Annotated in this window: 9 protein-coding genes; 1 reads left to right on the plus strand and 8 read right to left on the minus strand. The window is 37.9% G+C overall.

The genetic code is table 11. From position 1 onward, the window contains the following. Nucleotide 1: 1 nt before the first annotated feature. The 3 genes from L1275_RS00155 to L1275_RS00165 form a co-directional block, all read right to left on the minus strand. A complete protein-coding gene (locus L1275_RS00155) occupies nt 2–2,392 on the minus strand; it encodes a 3-hydroxyacyl-CoA dehydrogenase/enoyl-CoA hydratase family protein (protein ID WP_253468473.1) in 2,391 nt (796 codons plus the stop codon). Nucleotides 2,393–2,487: 95 nt separating this feature from the next. Next, on the minus strand, nt 2,488–2,931 hold the full coding sequence (locus tag L1275_RS00160) for a MarR family winged helix-turn-helix transcriptional regulator (RefSeq protein WP_253468475.1): 444 nt from the start codon (nt 2,929–2,931) through the stop codon (nt 2,488–2,490). A 186-nt stretch (nt 2,932–3,117) separates the two neighbouring features. Beyond that, nucleotides 3,118–4,896 (minus strand): long-chain fatty acid--CoA ligase, encoded by a 1,779-nt coding sequence (locus tag L1275_RS00165; RefSeq protein WP_253468477.1) that lies wholly within the window; start codon nt 4,894–4,896, stop codon nt 3,118–3,120. A gap of 467 nt (nt 4,897–5,363) precedes the next feature. On the opposite strand from L1275_RS00165, the gene L1275_RS00170 reads away from it, so the two are divergent. After that, on the plus strand, nt 5,364–7,289 hold the full coding sequence (locus L1275_RS00170) for an LTA synthase family protein (protein ID WP_253468479.1): 1,926 nt from the start codon (nt 5,364–5,366) through the stop codon (nt 7,287–7,289). Nucleotides 7,290–7,361: 72 nt separating this feature from the next. On the opposite strand, the gene L1275_RS00175 is transcribed toward L1275_RS00170, so the two are convergent. From L1275_RS00175 to L1275_RS00195, 5 genes are all read right to left on the minus strand, one after another. Then, the gene (locus tag L1275_RS00175; protein ID WP_253468481.1) at nt 7,362–8,084 is read right to left on the minus strand and encodes a TIGR00730 family Rossman fold protein; all 723 of its coding nucleotides are present in this window, start codon (nt 8,082–8,084) and stop codon (nt 7,362–7,364) included. Nucleotides 8,085–8,187: 103 nt separating this feature from the next. Continuing rightward, the gene (gene uvrA / locus L1275_RS00180) at nt 8,188–11,016 is read right to left on the minus strand and encodes an excinuclease ABC subunit UvrA (protein ID WP_253468482.1); all 2,829 of its coding nucleotides are present in this window, start codon (nt 11,014–11,016) and stop codon (nt 8,188–8,190) included. A gap of 156 nt (nt 11,017–11,172) precedes the next feature. Further along, entirely contained in the window at nt 11,173–12,987 is a 1,815-nt protein-coding gene (locus L1275_RS00185) for a chloride channel protein (protein WP_253468484.1), read from the minus strand. 49 nt (nt 12,988–13,036) lie between these two features. Next, a complete protein-coding gene (ggt, locus tag L1275_RS00190) occupies nt 13,037–14,719 on the minus strand; it encodes a gamma-glutamyltransferase (RefSeq protein WP_253468486.1) in 1,683 nt (560 codons plus the stop codon). Continuing rightward, nucleotides 14,716–15,300, minus strand: coding sequence for an ACP phosphodiesterase (locus L1275_RS00195; RefSeq protein WP_253468488.1), 585 nt, complete (start codon nt 15,298–15,300; stop codon nt 14,716–14,718). The genes ggt and L1275_RS00195 overlap by 4 nt, the downstream gene beginning before the upstream one ends. Nucleotides 15,301–15,324 lie beyond the last annotated feature (24 nt).

A 15,324-nucleotide genomic window follows, 5' to 3' on the forward strand; every position in this document is an offset into this window, starting at 1 on the left:
ATTAATTGCGTAAGGGTTTTCCTTTGGTTAACATAAATTGAATGCGCTCTAAGGTTTTACGTTCGCCACAAAGCGATAAAAAGGCCTCACGTTCCAAGTCTAATAAATATTGCTCCGATACTAAAGTAGACTCCGATAGATCTCCACCGGCCATGACATAAGCCAATTTATTAGCGATCTTCTTATCGTGTTCAGAGATATAGTGACCAGCCTGCATGCTGTCTGTTCCTACTAAGAACATTCCCAAGGCTTGTTTTCCCAGTACTTTAATGTCTTTGCGTTTGATCGGTTGGGTATAACCCGCTTGTGCCATTAACAAAGCGTGTTTCTTTGCTTCAGCGATTTGACGATCACCGTTGACTACCACAACATCTTTTCCTTTTTGAAGTATTCCCAAATCATAAGCTTCGTAGGCAGAAGTCGAAACTTTAGCCATGGCGATCGCCATAAAATATTCTTGTAAGACATTGAGTTCAACGTCATTTTTTCTAAAGGTATCCGATGCTCTAAGGGTCATTTCCTTACAACCACCACCGCCGGGGATTAATCCAACTCCAAATTCAACCAATCCTATATAGGTTTCTGCCGCAGCTACAACCTTATCGGCATGTAAACTTAATTCGCATCCACCGCCCAATGCCATAGCATGGGGAGCGGCGATAACGGGAATTCCCGAATAACGAACGCGCATCATGGTGTCTTGAAAAGTTTTAATAGCGATGTTGAGTTCATCGTAGTCTTGTTCTGCAGCCATCATAAAAATCATGGCGAGGTTGGCGCCTGCAGAGAAATTAGCACCTTGATTTCCAACAACCAGTCCCTGGAAATCGCGTTCTGCCAAATCGATGGCTTTGTGAATCCCACTGATAACACCTCCGCCGATAGTATTCATTTTAGAATGGAATTCCAAATTGACAATTCCATCTCCCAAATCGATCAACGAAGCATCCTTGTTTCCCCAAACTTTATTAGTGTCTCTTAAATTATTCAAGATGATAAAAGAGTCTTGACCTGGAATTTTTTTATACGATTTAGTCGGAATATCATAATAATAGGTTGCACCGTCTTTTATGGTATAAAAACTATTTATACCCGATTGCAACATGTCTTCGACCCATTTAGAAACGGTTTTGTTTTCAGCCTTTAATAAACCTATGGCTTTTTCAACACCTATGGCATCCCAAATTTCAAAAGGACCGTTTTCCCATCCAAATCCAGCTTTCATCGCATCGTCGATTTTATATAAATCGTCGGTGATTTCGGGAATGCGGTTGGATACATACGAAAACATATCTGAAAAACTCTTGCGATAAAATTCACCTGCTACGTCTTGACCTTGTACCAATACTTTAAAACGATCAATTGGACGATCTATGGTTTTGGTCAGTTCAAGAGTAGGGAAGGAGGTTTTTTTAGCTTCTCTGTATTCCAGGGTGTTTAAATCTAACCCCAGTATGGTTTTGTCTACTTTTTTATAAAAACCTTGTTGTGTTTTGCTACCCAACCATTGACGTTCCATCATGGTTTGTATAAAGGCAGGTAACTTAAATAGTTCGTGCGCTTCGTCTTCTGGACAGTTTTCATACAAACCGTTAGCTACATGTACTAGAGTGTCTAAACCAACAACGTCTACCGTTCTAAAGGTGGCTGACTTCGGTCGGCCGATAACCGGACCGGTTAATTTGTCTACATCTTCAATGGTTAATTTCAACTCTTGAACCAAGTGAAACAAACTCATAATGCCAAAAATACCGATTCGATTTCCGATAAAGGCCGGGGTGTCTTTAGCAACTACAGCGGTTTTACCAAGATACTGTTGTCCGTAGTTATTTAAGAACTCTAAAACAGCGGTATCGGTTTTAGGTCCCGGTATGATTTCAAACAATTTTAAGTAACGTGCTGGGTTAAAAAAGTGCGTACCACAAAAATGTCGTTGAAAATCTTCGCTTCTGCCTTCACTCATAAAATGAATGGGAATTCCTGAAGTATTAGATGTAATTAGGGTTCCCGGCTTGCGGTATTTTTCAATTTGTTCAAAAACCGATTTCTTAATATCTAATCGCTCCACCACAACTTCTATAATCCAATCAACATCTTTGATTTTAGGTAAATCATCGTCAATATTTCCAGTAGTTATTCTGCTAGCAAAGGAAATGTCATAAATAGGAGATGGTTTTGATTTTAAGGCGGTAGTCAAATGCATATTTACATTTCGGTTTCTAACACTCGGATCTTGTAAGGTCAAACCCTTTTTCTCCTCCTCTGGAGTCAATTCGCGAGGAACGATATCAAGAAGTAAAACTTCCACACCGATATTAGCAAAATGACAAGCAATACCAGATCCCATTATACCAGATCCTATTACTGCTATTTTCTTAATTAGTCTTTTCATGTTATAAATATTCTTTTTGGTTTCTAAGTTCTTCTATAAATTTAACCATTATAAATCAAACTATCGCAGTAGTTATGTTATTTAATGTTAAGCTTTTAGTCTTCGGAGTTAAAAATAGCTTTGTTGTTGACTAATTCCGTTATGGTTTCCGCAACCTCAATAAACGTGTGTATTTTATCTTCTCCTATATGTTGTCTAATCGTTTCATTAAATTTTAAAACCCCTGCTTTGGATAATTCCCTTTTCTCGAGACCCAGTGGTGTTAATTTGATAATGACTCCACGACCGTCTTTGGGGTTTTTCTTGCGAACGATTAATTTCTTTTCTTCCATGTTTTTTAAAGTACGGGTTAAACTTGTCGCTTCCATACCCATACTTGGCCCTAAAGCTGTCGAAGATGTGCCCTTCTCGCGATCGATACTCAACAGCGCAAAGGCAATTGCCATAGTGGCATCATATTTACTTGCTTCGTCATTATACATTCTCGCTACAGCTTGCCAAGTGGCTCTAAGGATATAGTCAATCGTTTTTTCTTTCATAGTTTAACTTTGTAATACTACTATTTACTAGATTAGTTAGTCAATAGCGATGCTGATCTTTTTATTGCGTACAGGAACTGTTCTAAAATGACTCTATTTAAAATCTGAATATCAAATATAAAAAAAAATAGTATGCATGCATACTATTTTTTAAAATTATTTTAAAAGGAAAGTTATTGGATCAAATTACTCGCGATAAATTTTATCATAAAGTTTTTGATACATCTGTATGATGATTTTACGTCTTAACTTAAGCGTAGGAGTCAATTGGTTGTTGTCAATAGACCAAACGTCAGGAGTTAGTTCAAATCGTTTAACCTGTTCCCATTTGCCAAATTGTGAATTAAACTTTTCTACTTCTTGCGCGATTCTTTTAATTACCTCAGCATTCGTACTGATTTCTAAGTCGGTTTTTCCGATATCTAATTTTTTTCTAGAGGCCCACTCTTTGATAAACTCAAAGCTTGGCTGAATCAGCGCAGCAGGCATTTTTTCGCCCTCTCCGATAACCATAATTTGTTCGATGAATCGAGATTGTTTCATGATATTTTCTATCATTTGTGGTGCCACATATTTTCCGCCAGAAGTTTTAAACATCTCTTTCTTGCGATCGGTGATTTTTAAGAAACCGTCTTCGTCTAGAATTCCGATATCGCCCGTGTGGAAGTAACCGTCTTTCATCTCTTCTTGCGTTTTTTCAGGATCTTTAAAGTACCCCATCATAACATTGGGACCTTTACAGATGATTTCACCGTCTTCGGCAATTTTAACTTCTATATTACTAAGTGGTTTTCCTACAGTGCCTATTTTGAAACCGTGATTTCTCATATCATTTACCGCGATAACAGGAGAAGTCTCTGTTAAACCATATCCTTCCATAACGGGAATTCCAGCGGCTGTAAAGATTCTGGTTAGTCGCGATTGCAAAGCTGCACTACCTGAAACGAGTAATTTCAATTCTCCACCCAAAGCATCCTGCCACTTGGAGAAGATAAGTTTTTTGGCGATCCCGAGTTTAAATTCATACCACCAACCGTTTTTCTGATACGGTTCATAGGCAAAGCCCAAATCCATAGCCCAAAAGAATATTCTTTTTTTGATACCTGTTAGTTGAGTTCCTGTTGCATAAATTTTATCATAGACCTTTTCGAGTAAACGCGGTACCACAGTCATGACTTGGGGTTTCACTTCTTTTAGGTTCTCCGTCATTTTTTCAATAGACTCCGCATAGTAGATCGAAACGCTATAGTATTGGTATAAATAGATGATCATGCGCTCAAAAACGTGACAGATCGGTAAAAAGCTTAAAGCTCTAAAGTTGTCTTCATAGTTAAAAGGAACACGCTCGGAGCTTCCGATCACATTGGAAAGTATGTTTTCATGAGAAAGCATAACCCCTTTTGGTTTACCCGTAGTTCCCGATGTATAAATCAAGGTAGCAAGATCTTTAGATGTTATCGTTGCCATGCATTGTTCTACCTCTGCTTGATTAGAAGTGTCACTACCCAATTCAAATAATTCTTTCCAGTTTTTACAACCATTAATTTCGTCAAAGGAATAAATCTCCTTTATATTGGGAAGATCGTGCTTCACTTGAATCAACTTGTCATAAATCTCTTGATCAGATACAAAACAGTATTCGGCTTCAGAATGCGTTAATATAAAATGATAATCTTCTGGACCAATCGTCGGATAGATAGGAACGTTTTGTGCGCCAACTTGTAAAACACCAATATCTAAGATACTCCAATCCGTTCTGTTGTTGGAAGAAATTACGGCTATTTTCGTGTTTTTTGCTATACCCAATCTCAATAGAGCCCTAGATATAGTATTGGCTTTGGAGATATATTCCTCGGTAGAGGTTTTTACCCATTTCCCATTTGTCTTAGTAACAAAAGCATCAGAGAGTTTATGTTGTTTTAATTGTAAATAAGGAATATCAAAAAGTCTGGTAGGTGTTGTCATGATTTTCTAAATTTTAAATGCAAAGTAGTGAAAAAAAACCGATTTCACTACTCTTTGGTTGCGTTAATGTTGATAAACTACCTAGGTTCGTTAAAAGCAAAAATGAAGTTTATTTCGCTTTGTTTCAGCCGGTATTTTTTATAGTGTATTCCAGGATGCTAGGCTAATATAATAAAAATTTGAATAGTGACGAAAATCGGGTACCTGTCATTGTTTAATTTTATGATTTATCAACGCTTAAAAGTAACTATATTAGTTTTTTGCCGAATTGTAAACGATAGAATTAGGCTCTGTAGTTTGTTTTTTGGGTATATGAGAAGATCGAACTTTTTAACATCGCCAGCTTAAGTCGTAAAACCAGCTCTTTTAATTTCTTAGAAAACCTTGATAACAGCTTAGTTGAATTGATTTTTATGCCGAACTATACAAGTTTTACTTACCTTTGTGTTCCAAATAAAAATACTTATATGAATAGTGCTAACTTTAGAATTAAAGAGTTGCTGGTATTGGGGTATAGAATATTTCTTGCCTTCTTTTTTTACTTTATAGCTCGAACTTTATTTTTTATATACAATTCCGATTTACTGAATGTTTCCTCAGTATCTGAGTTTTTTAAATTAGCTTATTACGGAATCACCTTTGACCGTACAGCTATATTCTATGTCAATGCGCTGTTTATCTTATTGTCAATTTTACCCTTGTGGATCAATACACAGAAGAGCTTTCAAAAAGTGTTGTTTTACATCTATTTTGTATTTAACCTGATTGCTTATGCAACCAATTTTATAGATTTTATTTATTATAAATTCATATTCTCGAGAACCACGATGGCGGTAACCGCTACTTTGGAACACGAATCGAATAAAGGGGTATTGTTGTCGAAGTTTTTAGTGCACTATTGGCATGTATTTGCTCTTTTTATCATTACAGCAGCACTGTGGATTTTCTTATACAAGTTGGTTAAAATAACCCCAGTAAAGTATAAGTACAACAAGCCTGCTTATTTCGGAGCTTCAGTTGTGATTTTCTTATTAGTAGGAGTAGGGATGTTGGCGGGTATCCGTGGAGATTTACAAAAGAGTACAAGACCTTTGAATATGATCGATGCCAATCGTTACGTCCAAAAACCGGAACATGCCGATCTGATTTTAAATACACCATTCTCATTGATTCGTACTTTCGGAAAAACCAGTTTCCTAAAAGTCTCTTATATGCCAGAGGAGGAAGTAAAGAAATACCTTAGCTCGCAAAAATTTTATACGAACAACGATCCTTCTAAACCCAATATTGTATTATTTATTACAGAAAGTTTTTCAAGAGAATATATCCAATCGTTTAATGAGGATATGAATATTCCCAATTATGTGGGATACGCGCCATTTATCGATTCCTTAGCGCAACACAGTTTGTATTTTACCAATGCATTTGCCAACGGTAGTAAGTCGATTCACGGAGTGTCTTCTGTCATTGCGGGTATACCATCGTTTAAAGATGCTTTTACCTCATCGCCCTATCCAAAACAAAAAATAGAGTCTTTGGTTTCTACCTTGAAAAGCGAGGGATATGATACCTCATTCTTTCATGGAGCAGCTAATGGATCTATGGGCTTTTTGGGCTTTTCAAACATTTTGGGCTACGACCACTATTACGGTAGAACAGAATTTAATAACGACGAGGAATTTGATGGTGTTTGGGGAATCTGGGATGAGCCTTTCTTTCAATTTGTCAAACAAACTTTAGATAAGAAAGATCAACCTTTTTTCAGTACTATTTTTACGGTTTCATCCCATGAACCGTATAGCGTTCCAGAGAAGTATAAAGGTAAATTCCCAAAGGGAACACAGCCGATTCATCAAACGATTGGATATACGGATTATTCGTTTAAAAAATTCTTTGAAGTGGCTAGTAAGGAGCCTTGGTTTAAAAACACCATTTTTATTATTACAGCTGATCATACCAATCAGATCGAATACAAAGAATACACGAAGGTAATTAATAGAAGTGCCGTGCCGATCTTGATCTATACACCAGACGGGCGTTTACAAGGCAAGAGAACAGAGCTGGCCCAACAGATTGATATTTACCCTACCGTTTTAGATTTAATCGGTTACAACAAGCCATTTAGAAGCTGGGGTAGGAGTTTAGTAGGCGATGATCAAGTAGTGCCTTTTACGGTGAATTATATTGCAAACCAATACAATTTCCAACGAGGAAATTATATTTGCACTTTCGACGGACAAAAGGTAACGGGTTTTTATGATATCCATGATAAGGGCTTGGAACATAACTTAATCGCTCAAAAGAATGCGGAGATGGAGTCTTTAGAAAAAGCTTGTAAGGCGTTTTTACAGGATTATTTTAATCGAATTATCGACCGAAAATTAGATAAATAAGAGATAAGTACGGGGTTGAAACCGTGCTTAGTACTGATAAAAAAAAGCCCTATTATAGGGCTTTTTATTTTTTTAAAAATTGGGACTTAAATTGTATTTCTTATAGAAATTATCTAGTGCTTCAACAACTTGATCCGGATCGTCAACGATTTTGATCAGGTTGAGGTCTTCCGCATTGATATTGCTGTATTTTTCTAACATAACCGATTTGATCCATTCAAAAAGTCCTGTCCAAAATTCACTACCGACCAAGATAATGGGAAACTTACCGATTTTCTTCGTTTGAATCAGTGTGATGGCTTCAAACAATTCGTCCAAAGTACCAAATCCACCCGGCATCACTACAAAGCCTTGAGAGTATTTGACAAACATGACTTTTCGTACAAAGAAATAATCGAATTGCAGGTTTTTGTCCACATCAATATAAGGGTTGAAGTGCTGTTCAAACGGCAATTCTATATTTAGACCAACAGAGATTCCACCACCAAGATGTGCGCCTTTGTTACCAGCTTCCATGATGCCGGGTCCGCCACCAGTGATAACTCCATATCCAGCTTTACTAATTTTATAAGCGATCTTTTCCGCAAGACCGTAATATTTGTCTTCCGGTTTTGTTCTGGCCGATCCAAAAATGGAGACGCAAGGACCAATACGCCCCATTTTTTCATATCCATTAACAAATTCAGACATTATTTTAAAAATGGCCCAAGAATCATTGCTTTTGATTTCGTTCCAGTTCTTTTGTTTTAAGGTGTGTGTGATTTTTTCTTCTTCGTTTTCAAATTCTACGTTCATATACAGGTATTATTTGTTTTAAAAGCGTGTATAAGTCAATCCAAGTCGATGGGAGTCTTAAAAACGAGCATCGACTTCGATAATTTTATATTCCTTTTTTTGATTAAAATTCCTTTTTTAAGAATTGAGCGGTATAACTCTTTTTGTCTTTGATCAACTCTTCCGGTGTACCTGTAGCAACAACTTTGCCACCTTTGCTTCCGCCTTCATATCCGATGTCGATAATATAGTCGGATAATTTGACTACATCTAAATTGTGTTCGATAATTAAAACCGTATTGCCCTTGTTCACTAATTTGTCAATGACTTCCATCAATACTCTGATATCTTCAAAATGCAGACCCGTTGTTGGTTCATCGAGTATATAAAAAGTATTACCGGTATCTTTTTTAGATAACTCGGTAGCTAACTTAATGCGTTGCGCTTCTCCTCCGGATAAGGTGGTGCTCTGCTGCCCTAAGGTGATATATCCCAAGCCGACATCTTGTATCGTTTTGATTTTTCGGTAAATTTTTGGAATATTTTCAAAAAATTCAACCGCTTCATCAACCATCATATTCAAAATATCAGAAATGGACTTACCCTTGTAACGGACTTCCAGAGTTTCCCGATTAAAACGTTTTCCTTGACAGGTTTCACATTCTACATAGACATCGGGTAGAAAACTCATCTCTATGGTTCGCACTCCTGAGCCCTCGCAGGTATCACAGCGGCCCCCTTTGACGTTAAAGCTAAAACGCCCGGGTTTATACCCCCTTATTGATGCTTCTGGAGTTTGAGAAAACAGATTACGTATTTCTGAGAACACCTCCGTATAGGTAGCTGGATTGGAACGTGGGGTACGCCCGATAGGACTCTGATCTATGGCAATGACTTTGTCTAAAAATTCCAAACCCTCAATGCTTTTATACGGTTGAGGTTTTTTAACGGCATTAAAGAAATGCGCATTTAAAATCGGATACAAAGTTTCGTTGATTAAGGTTGATTTACCCGATCCCGAGACTCCGGTAACACAAGTTAAGGTTCCCAATGGAATAGAAATGGAAGCATTTTTTAAATTGTTTCCCGTAGCACCTTTTAACGTTAAAGCATGGCCATTGCCTTCTCGGCGTTTTTCCGGTATTTTGATAGCTAATTTTCCATTTAAGTACGATGCCGTCAGCGTGTCCTCAAGTAATAATTCTGCGGGAGTTCCTGCACTGATAATTTGACCGCCATTTTTTCCAGCTCGTGGACCAATATCAATCACATAATCGGCTTTTAAAATCATGTCTTTGTCGTGTTCAACAACTAAAACAGAATTGCCAATGTCACGCAATTGTTCGAGCGAATGAATCAGTTTTTCATTATCGCGTTGGTGTAAACCGATACTGGGTTCATCTAAAATGTATAATACACCGACCAGTTGTGATCCGATTTGTGTAGCCAAGCGAATACGCTGGGCTTCACCACCCGAAAGGGTTTTAGAACTTCGGTTTAACATCAAATAGTTTAACCCGACATCCATTAGAAACGAAAGTCTTGTGCTGATTTCTTTGATGATTTCACTACCGATTTGCAATTGTTTATTGCTGAGGTTTTTTTCGATCGTAGCGAACCAACTGCTTAATTGATCGATGTCCATCTGTACCAATTCACCGATGTTTTTTTCGTCAATTTTAAAATAGAGCGCCTCTTGTTTAAGACGGGTACCTTCACAGCTTGGACAAATAATTTCATCCATATATTCCTTTGCCCAACGCTTGATTGAGGCAGTAGGGCTTTCGTCGTGTTGGTTTTTGATGAAATTGGAAATTCCCTCAAAATCAATTTTATAATTTTTGGTGATGCCCGCCGTTTTAGAAAGCACCGAAAAACTTTCTTTACCGCCTTGAAGTATCATCTCCATAGCAGCTTCAGGGATCTTGGAAATGGGATCGGACAAGCTAAACTCAAATTTTTGAGCAATGATTTCCAATTGTTTAAAGATCCAAGTATTTTTATAGATTCCCAATGGCGCTAAACCACCATTTCGAATGGATAATTCGGGATTGGGAATGATTTTCTTCAGATTAATCTCATTGATACTACCCAGACCATTACAAGTGGGGCAAGCTCCTTTTGGGGAGTTAAATGAAAAATTATTGGGCTCTGGATTGGAATACGAAATTCCAGTAGAAGGACACATCAAATGACGACTGAAATAGCGGATCGTTTGACTTTCCTGTTCCAGTATGATAATGGTATCGTCTCCGTGATACATAGCGGTTTTTAAACTCTCGACCAAACGCTGACGGTTGGTTTCTGAATCGTCAATTTGCATGCGATCAATAACCGTTTCTATATCGTGATTTTTATAGCGATCCAGTTTCATGCCCGGTTCTATATCCCTGACCGTTCCATCTACCCGAACTTTAAGAAAACCTTGTTTGGATATTTGTTCAAACAATTCTCTGTAATGCCCCTTACGCGATCGTACAATAGGCGCTAATATAGATATTCTCTTTTGGTCAAAATCTTTGGTGATCAACTCGATGATTTGCTCGTCGGAATAACTGACCATTTTCTCACCGGTATTATAACTATAAGCTTCGCCAGCGCGCGCATACAATAGGCGTAGGAAATCATAGATCTCCGTAATAGTACCCACGGTGGAACGCGGACTTTTATTCGTGGTTTTTTGTTCAATAGCAATCACCGGAGACAAACCGTCAATTTTATCCACATCCGGACGTTCTAGTCCACCAAGAAATTGGCGGGCATAGGCCGAGAAAGTTTCTATATAACGACGTTGACCCTCTGCATAGATCGTATCAAAAGCCAAGGAAGATTTACCCGAACCCGAAAGCCCTGTAATGACAACCAAACGCTCTCTAGGAATAATGACGTCTATATTTTTTAAGTTGTGCACTCGAGCTCCTAAAACTTCAATCGTGTCTTCTGTTTTTAACATATATGATATGAATTGGCAAAACACAAAGATACATTTTTATAAGTTTTGCGACAATTAATTCCAGGATATTGAATACGCGAATTGTGCTTTTAAATTTGATAATAAAAGGAGTATAACACGGAATTGAGATTTATTTAAAAGGTTTACACAGTAGGTTTACTCAATCCTCATTGAGCTTAAACTGGAACGGTACACTTCTAAAAGTTCTGATTTATTCAGGAAACCAATGTACTTTTTATCTTGTTGTACCAAAACATTCTCCACGTGATTGGTTTCAAAAGCTTCAATGATTACTTCAGTAGTGTCTGTGTAAGATACTATTACTGGGGTTTCTATCAAATCTTTTATCGGGGTGAATTTGGTTTGAAAGGAATTGAAAACCACCGGCCGCACCGAATCAAAATTCACGATCCCAAAAATTGAACCATCGGGATTGATAATCGGAATAAAGGTCTGTTTGGTTGATGAAAATATATGTACCACATCTTGAGTTGTCTGATCGGGATACAGCGTCAGTATATCGTTCTTTATATATTTATGAGCAATGATAGTGCTGAGTATATTACGGTCTTTATCGGAAGTAAAAACCATACCTGTATCGGCGATGGACTTGATGTCCATCGAGTGTTTTTCCATGTTTTTAGAAATCGCAAAACTGATCGAGGATACGATAAGTAATGGAATCATTAAACCATAGCCACCGGTAATTTCGGCAATCAAAAAGATTGCAGTCAGCGGTGCGTGAAACAGCCCACTCAACACGCCAGCCATTCCAACAACCGTAAAATTACTTACCGGTAATTCTTTTAAACCGATTAATCCAACAAATTTTGAAATGACAAAACCCAAATAGGATCCTACAAACAGGGACGGTGCAAAGTTACCACCGTTTCCACCGCTACCTAAGGTGAGCCCTGTAGCGAGGACTTTAATAAACATCGTACAACCTACAAATAACAGTAAGATCCATTGATTGGATTTAAAACTGGCTAATAAAGAGTTGTCTAAGATCATTTGCGGGTGATCGCTGGATAGGGCTTTAATACTTTCATATCCCTCCCCAAAAAGCATGGGAAAGAAAAAGATTAAGATGGCTAATAGAGAAGCTCCTATCATGGCTTTTCGATAGACGTTGCCTTCAAATTTGGCAAAATAATGCTCGATTTTCCGAAACATTCTCGCGTGATATACAGAAACCAAACCCGCTAAAATCCCGGTAAGGACGTAGTAGGGGATGTTACTGGAATCGAAGGTTAATTGCTGTTTGAATGACAAGAGGATATCTTCTTTAATGACCATATTGGAAACAATGGCTCCAGTGGCAGAAGAAATCATAATAGGTATAAAGGCCGATACACTCATATCAGCCAGAATTACCTCAATAGCAAAGAGTACCCCAGCGATGGGCGCATTGAATGCTGCGGCTATACCGGCTGCGACTCCACAAGCTAAGAGCAAGGTGCGGTCTTTGTAATTGAGTTTATAAGTTTGAGCATAGTTAGATCCAAAAGCCGCTCCCGTAATGGTAATCGGCGATTCCAAACCCGCAGATCCCCCCATACCGACAGTAAGGGAACTGGTAACTATTTGTGCATACATTTGTTTTCGAGGCATCATTCCCGAGCGTTTGGCCACGGCAATCATGATCTGGGCAGTACCTTTTTCAATGCTTCCATTTAGGAATTTTCGAATCACGAATACCGTCATTAATATACCGATTATAGGTAAAATACTATTACTGTAAGGTAAATGCAATATGCCATCGATATAATTGGTAAAACGGAAAACCGAATGCGCAAAATATTTTAAGACAATTACGGCTAAGGCCGATGAAGCACCAACCAAAACACAAGAGAAATAAATAAATTGGCGCTCGGATAAAATCGATTTTAAAAAGTAAATCGAACCTTGTAAATATCTAAAGGTTTGATTTAGAGTGTTTTTTATTCGAGACTTGTTGGTTTTCTTCATAGATCAAAAGTACAGGGAATAATGCAGAGTAACAAAGGCTTTGCGATAATTAAAATCCTTTTGCTGTATCGTCTCCTCGCGAGTCAGCACCACCTTCTAGGCGGCCGTCATCTAAGATTAAAATGGCATCGACTTTACCGATGATCTTATTGTCTTTTTCTTGTATTTTATATCCCCGTTTCTTTAAAATTTCTAAGGTTTCCATATTAAAACCATCGGGTTCAAAAACCACTTCATCGGGTAGCCATTGGTGGTGAAAACGCGGTGCATTAACAGCCTGTTGCATACGCATATCGTATTCATATACGTTTAAGATCGTTTGCAATACACTGGTGATGATGGTAGATCCTCCAGGTGTACCCAACACCATGTATAGACGACCATCTCTTTCAACGATAGTTGGGGACATAGAACTTAACATCCGCTTATTGGGACCCACGCTATTCGCTGTATTTCCAACCAAACCATAAGTATTGGGTACACCGGGTTTAATACTGAAATCGTCCATTTCATTATTTAAAAATATACCCAGCTCATCGATAAACAACTTAGAACCAAAGTTGTCGTTTAAGGTCGTTGTAACAGATACAGCATTCCCCTCCTGGTCCACTATAGAATAGTGTGTGGTTTCCGTACTTTCTTTATACGGAATATCTCCCTGTCGAATATCACTAGATAAGCTGGCTTTCTCAAAAGAAAAGCTCTTCATTCTCTCTTTTAGATAGGATTCGTCTAACATTTTTTCAATGGGATTGTCGACAAAATCAGGATCGCCTAGGAAAAAATTCCTATCGGCATAAGCGCGACGCTCCGCCTCGGTGATTACTTGTATGGCTGCTACCGAATGGTATCCAAGTTTTTGGACATCATAGGGTTCGATCATCTTAAAAATTTGACCTAAGGTAACACCTCCACTACTTGGTGGTGCCATAGAAGTAATTTCAAGGTCCTTGTATTTAAATGAAATCGGTTCACGCCATATAGCGTCATAATTACTTAAGTCTTCTATAGTTAAAATACCTCCTTTGGACTTTATGTATTTAACGAGTACCTCAGCGGTTTCACCGTTATAAAATTCGGACCTACCATGGTCAGATATGCGTTTTAAAGTGCGTGCGAAAGCGGAGTTCTTTATGGTGTCATTGGCTTTGTATACTTGTGAATACAAGGATTTATCTCCATTTACCTGTTTCAAAACTTGGCGGTAGTGATCGAGTTTTTCAGCTTCCTTTTTGGTTAGTATAAAGCCTTTCTCAGCCAACTCAATGACCGGACTAAGAATTTCATTTATCGGAAGTTTTCCAAATTTATCGTGAACCTCAAACAACCCGGCTATAGTACCCGGGACACCTACAGCAAAGGCAGTTTGTGTACTTTTTTGTTCGATAACGTTGCTGTTTTTGTCCAAAAACATATTTTTGCTCGCCTTGGATGGCGCCTTTTCACGATAGTCCAAAGAACCTTTTTCACCATTAGCCATTCTATAAACCATAAAACCACCACCACCAATATTACCGGCACTTGGGTAACAAACGGCTAAGGCCAGCTCTGTGGCAATCATCGCGTCAAAGGCATTTCCTCCTTGATTGAGAATTTGAACGCCTATGGCTGAAGCTTCTTCTTTTGCAGATACAACCATAGCTTTATTCGCTATAAGTCCTATGGCCGCGCTTTCTCTTTGCGCATAAGTGGCCGACGAATATAAAAACAGTACTAAAAGGGCTTTTTTCATAAAGTGGGGATTTTATCAGTAGTATATTTCTTTATTTCTTCAAAAAACAAGGTGAATTCTTCTTCATAATCAATATAGGATTCTTTTAAATCAACCGTACTGAACTGCATTTTAGATTCATATCCTGTACGTCTATCCATTTGTGTTAGGATTTGATGTAAACCTTCGATGGTGCGGTATTTGACCAACCAATTTTCAGTGGCCATGATCGGAATCATGTTTTGAATGCGCAAAGGTAAGATTTCAAAGTGCTGTTCGAGCAATTTATAAAAGCTTTGCGCATATTTTTCCAAGGGAATATCCGAGTACAAATTCCAATTTTTAGCCAAAAAATGATCGTAAAAAATATCGATGATCACCCCTGAATAATGATTGTAGTTTGGAACCAAGCGGTGTTTGCTTTTTCTAAAGATTGGATGAAAGTCCGTATAGGTATCTATAGCCCTATGCAGTACGATACCCTGTTGAATTTCCAACGGATAATTTAGGTATTGTTTGCCTCGAATGCTATCGGCGATAAAATTGCCAATTTTTAAAAAATCGGAATCCCCGGAGAGATAGATATGTGCTAAAAAATTCATAGTACAAAATAAGCAATTTTATAT

This window comes from Flavobacterium sp. HSC-61S13 (assembly GCF_024171535.1).
Lineage (GTDB): Bacteria > Bacteroidota > Bacteroidia > Flavobacteriales > Flavobacteriaceae > Flavobacterium.

Bases quoted from the DNA above. Each gene is read 5' to 3' on its own strand.
- uvrA (WP_253468482.1), bottom strand. From the start codon at position 11,016: ATGTTAAAAACAGAAGACACGATTGAAGTTTTAGGAGCTCGAGTGCAC.
- L1275_RS00165 (WP_253468477.1), bottom strand. From the start codon at position 4,896: ATGACAACACCTACCAGACTTTTTGATATTCCTTATTTACAATTAAAA.
- L1275_RS00160 (WP_253468475.1), bottom strand. From the start codon at position 2,931: ATGAAAGAAAAAACGATTGACTATATCCTTAGAGCCACTTGGCAAGCT.
- ggt (WP_253468486.1), bottom strand. From the start codon at position 14,719: ATGAAAAAAGCCCTTTTAGTACTGTTTTTATATTCGTCGGCCACTTAT.
- L1275_RS00185 (WP_253468484.1), bottom strand. From the start codon at position 12,987: ATGAAGAAAACCAACAAGTCTCGAATAAAAAACACTCTAAATCAAACC.
- L1275_RS00175 (WP_253468481.1), bottom strand. From the start codon at position 8,084: ATGAACGTAGAATTTGAAAACGAAGAAGAAAAAATCACACACACCTTA.
- L1275_RS00195 (WP_253468488.1), bottom strand. From the start codon at position 15,300: ATGAATTTTTTAGCACATATCTATCTCTCCGGGGATTCCGATTTTTTA.
- L1275_RS00170 (WP_253468479.1), top strand. From the start codon at position 5,364: ATGAATAGTGCTAACTTTAGAATTAAAGAGTTGCTGGTATTGGGGTAT.
- L1275_RS00155 (WP_253468473.1), bottom strand. From the start codon at position 2,392: ATGAAAAGACTAATTAAGAAAATAGCAGTAATAGGATCTGGTATAATG.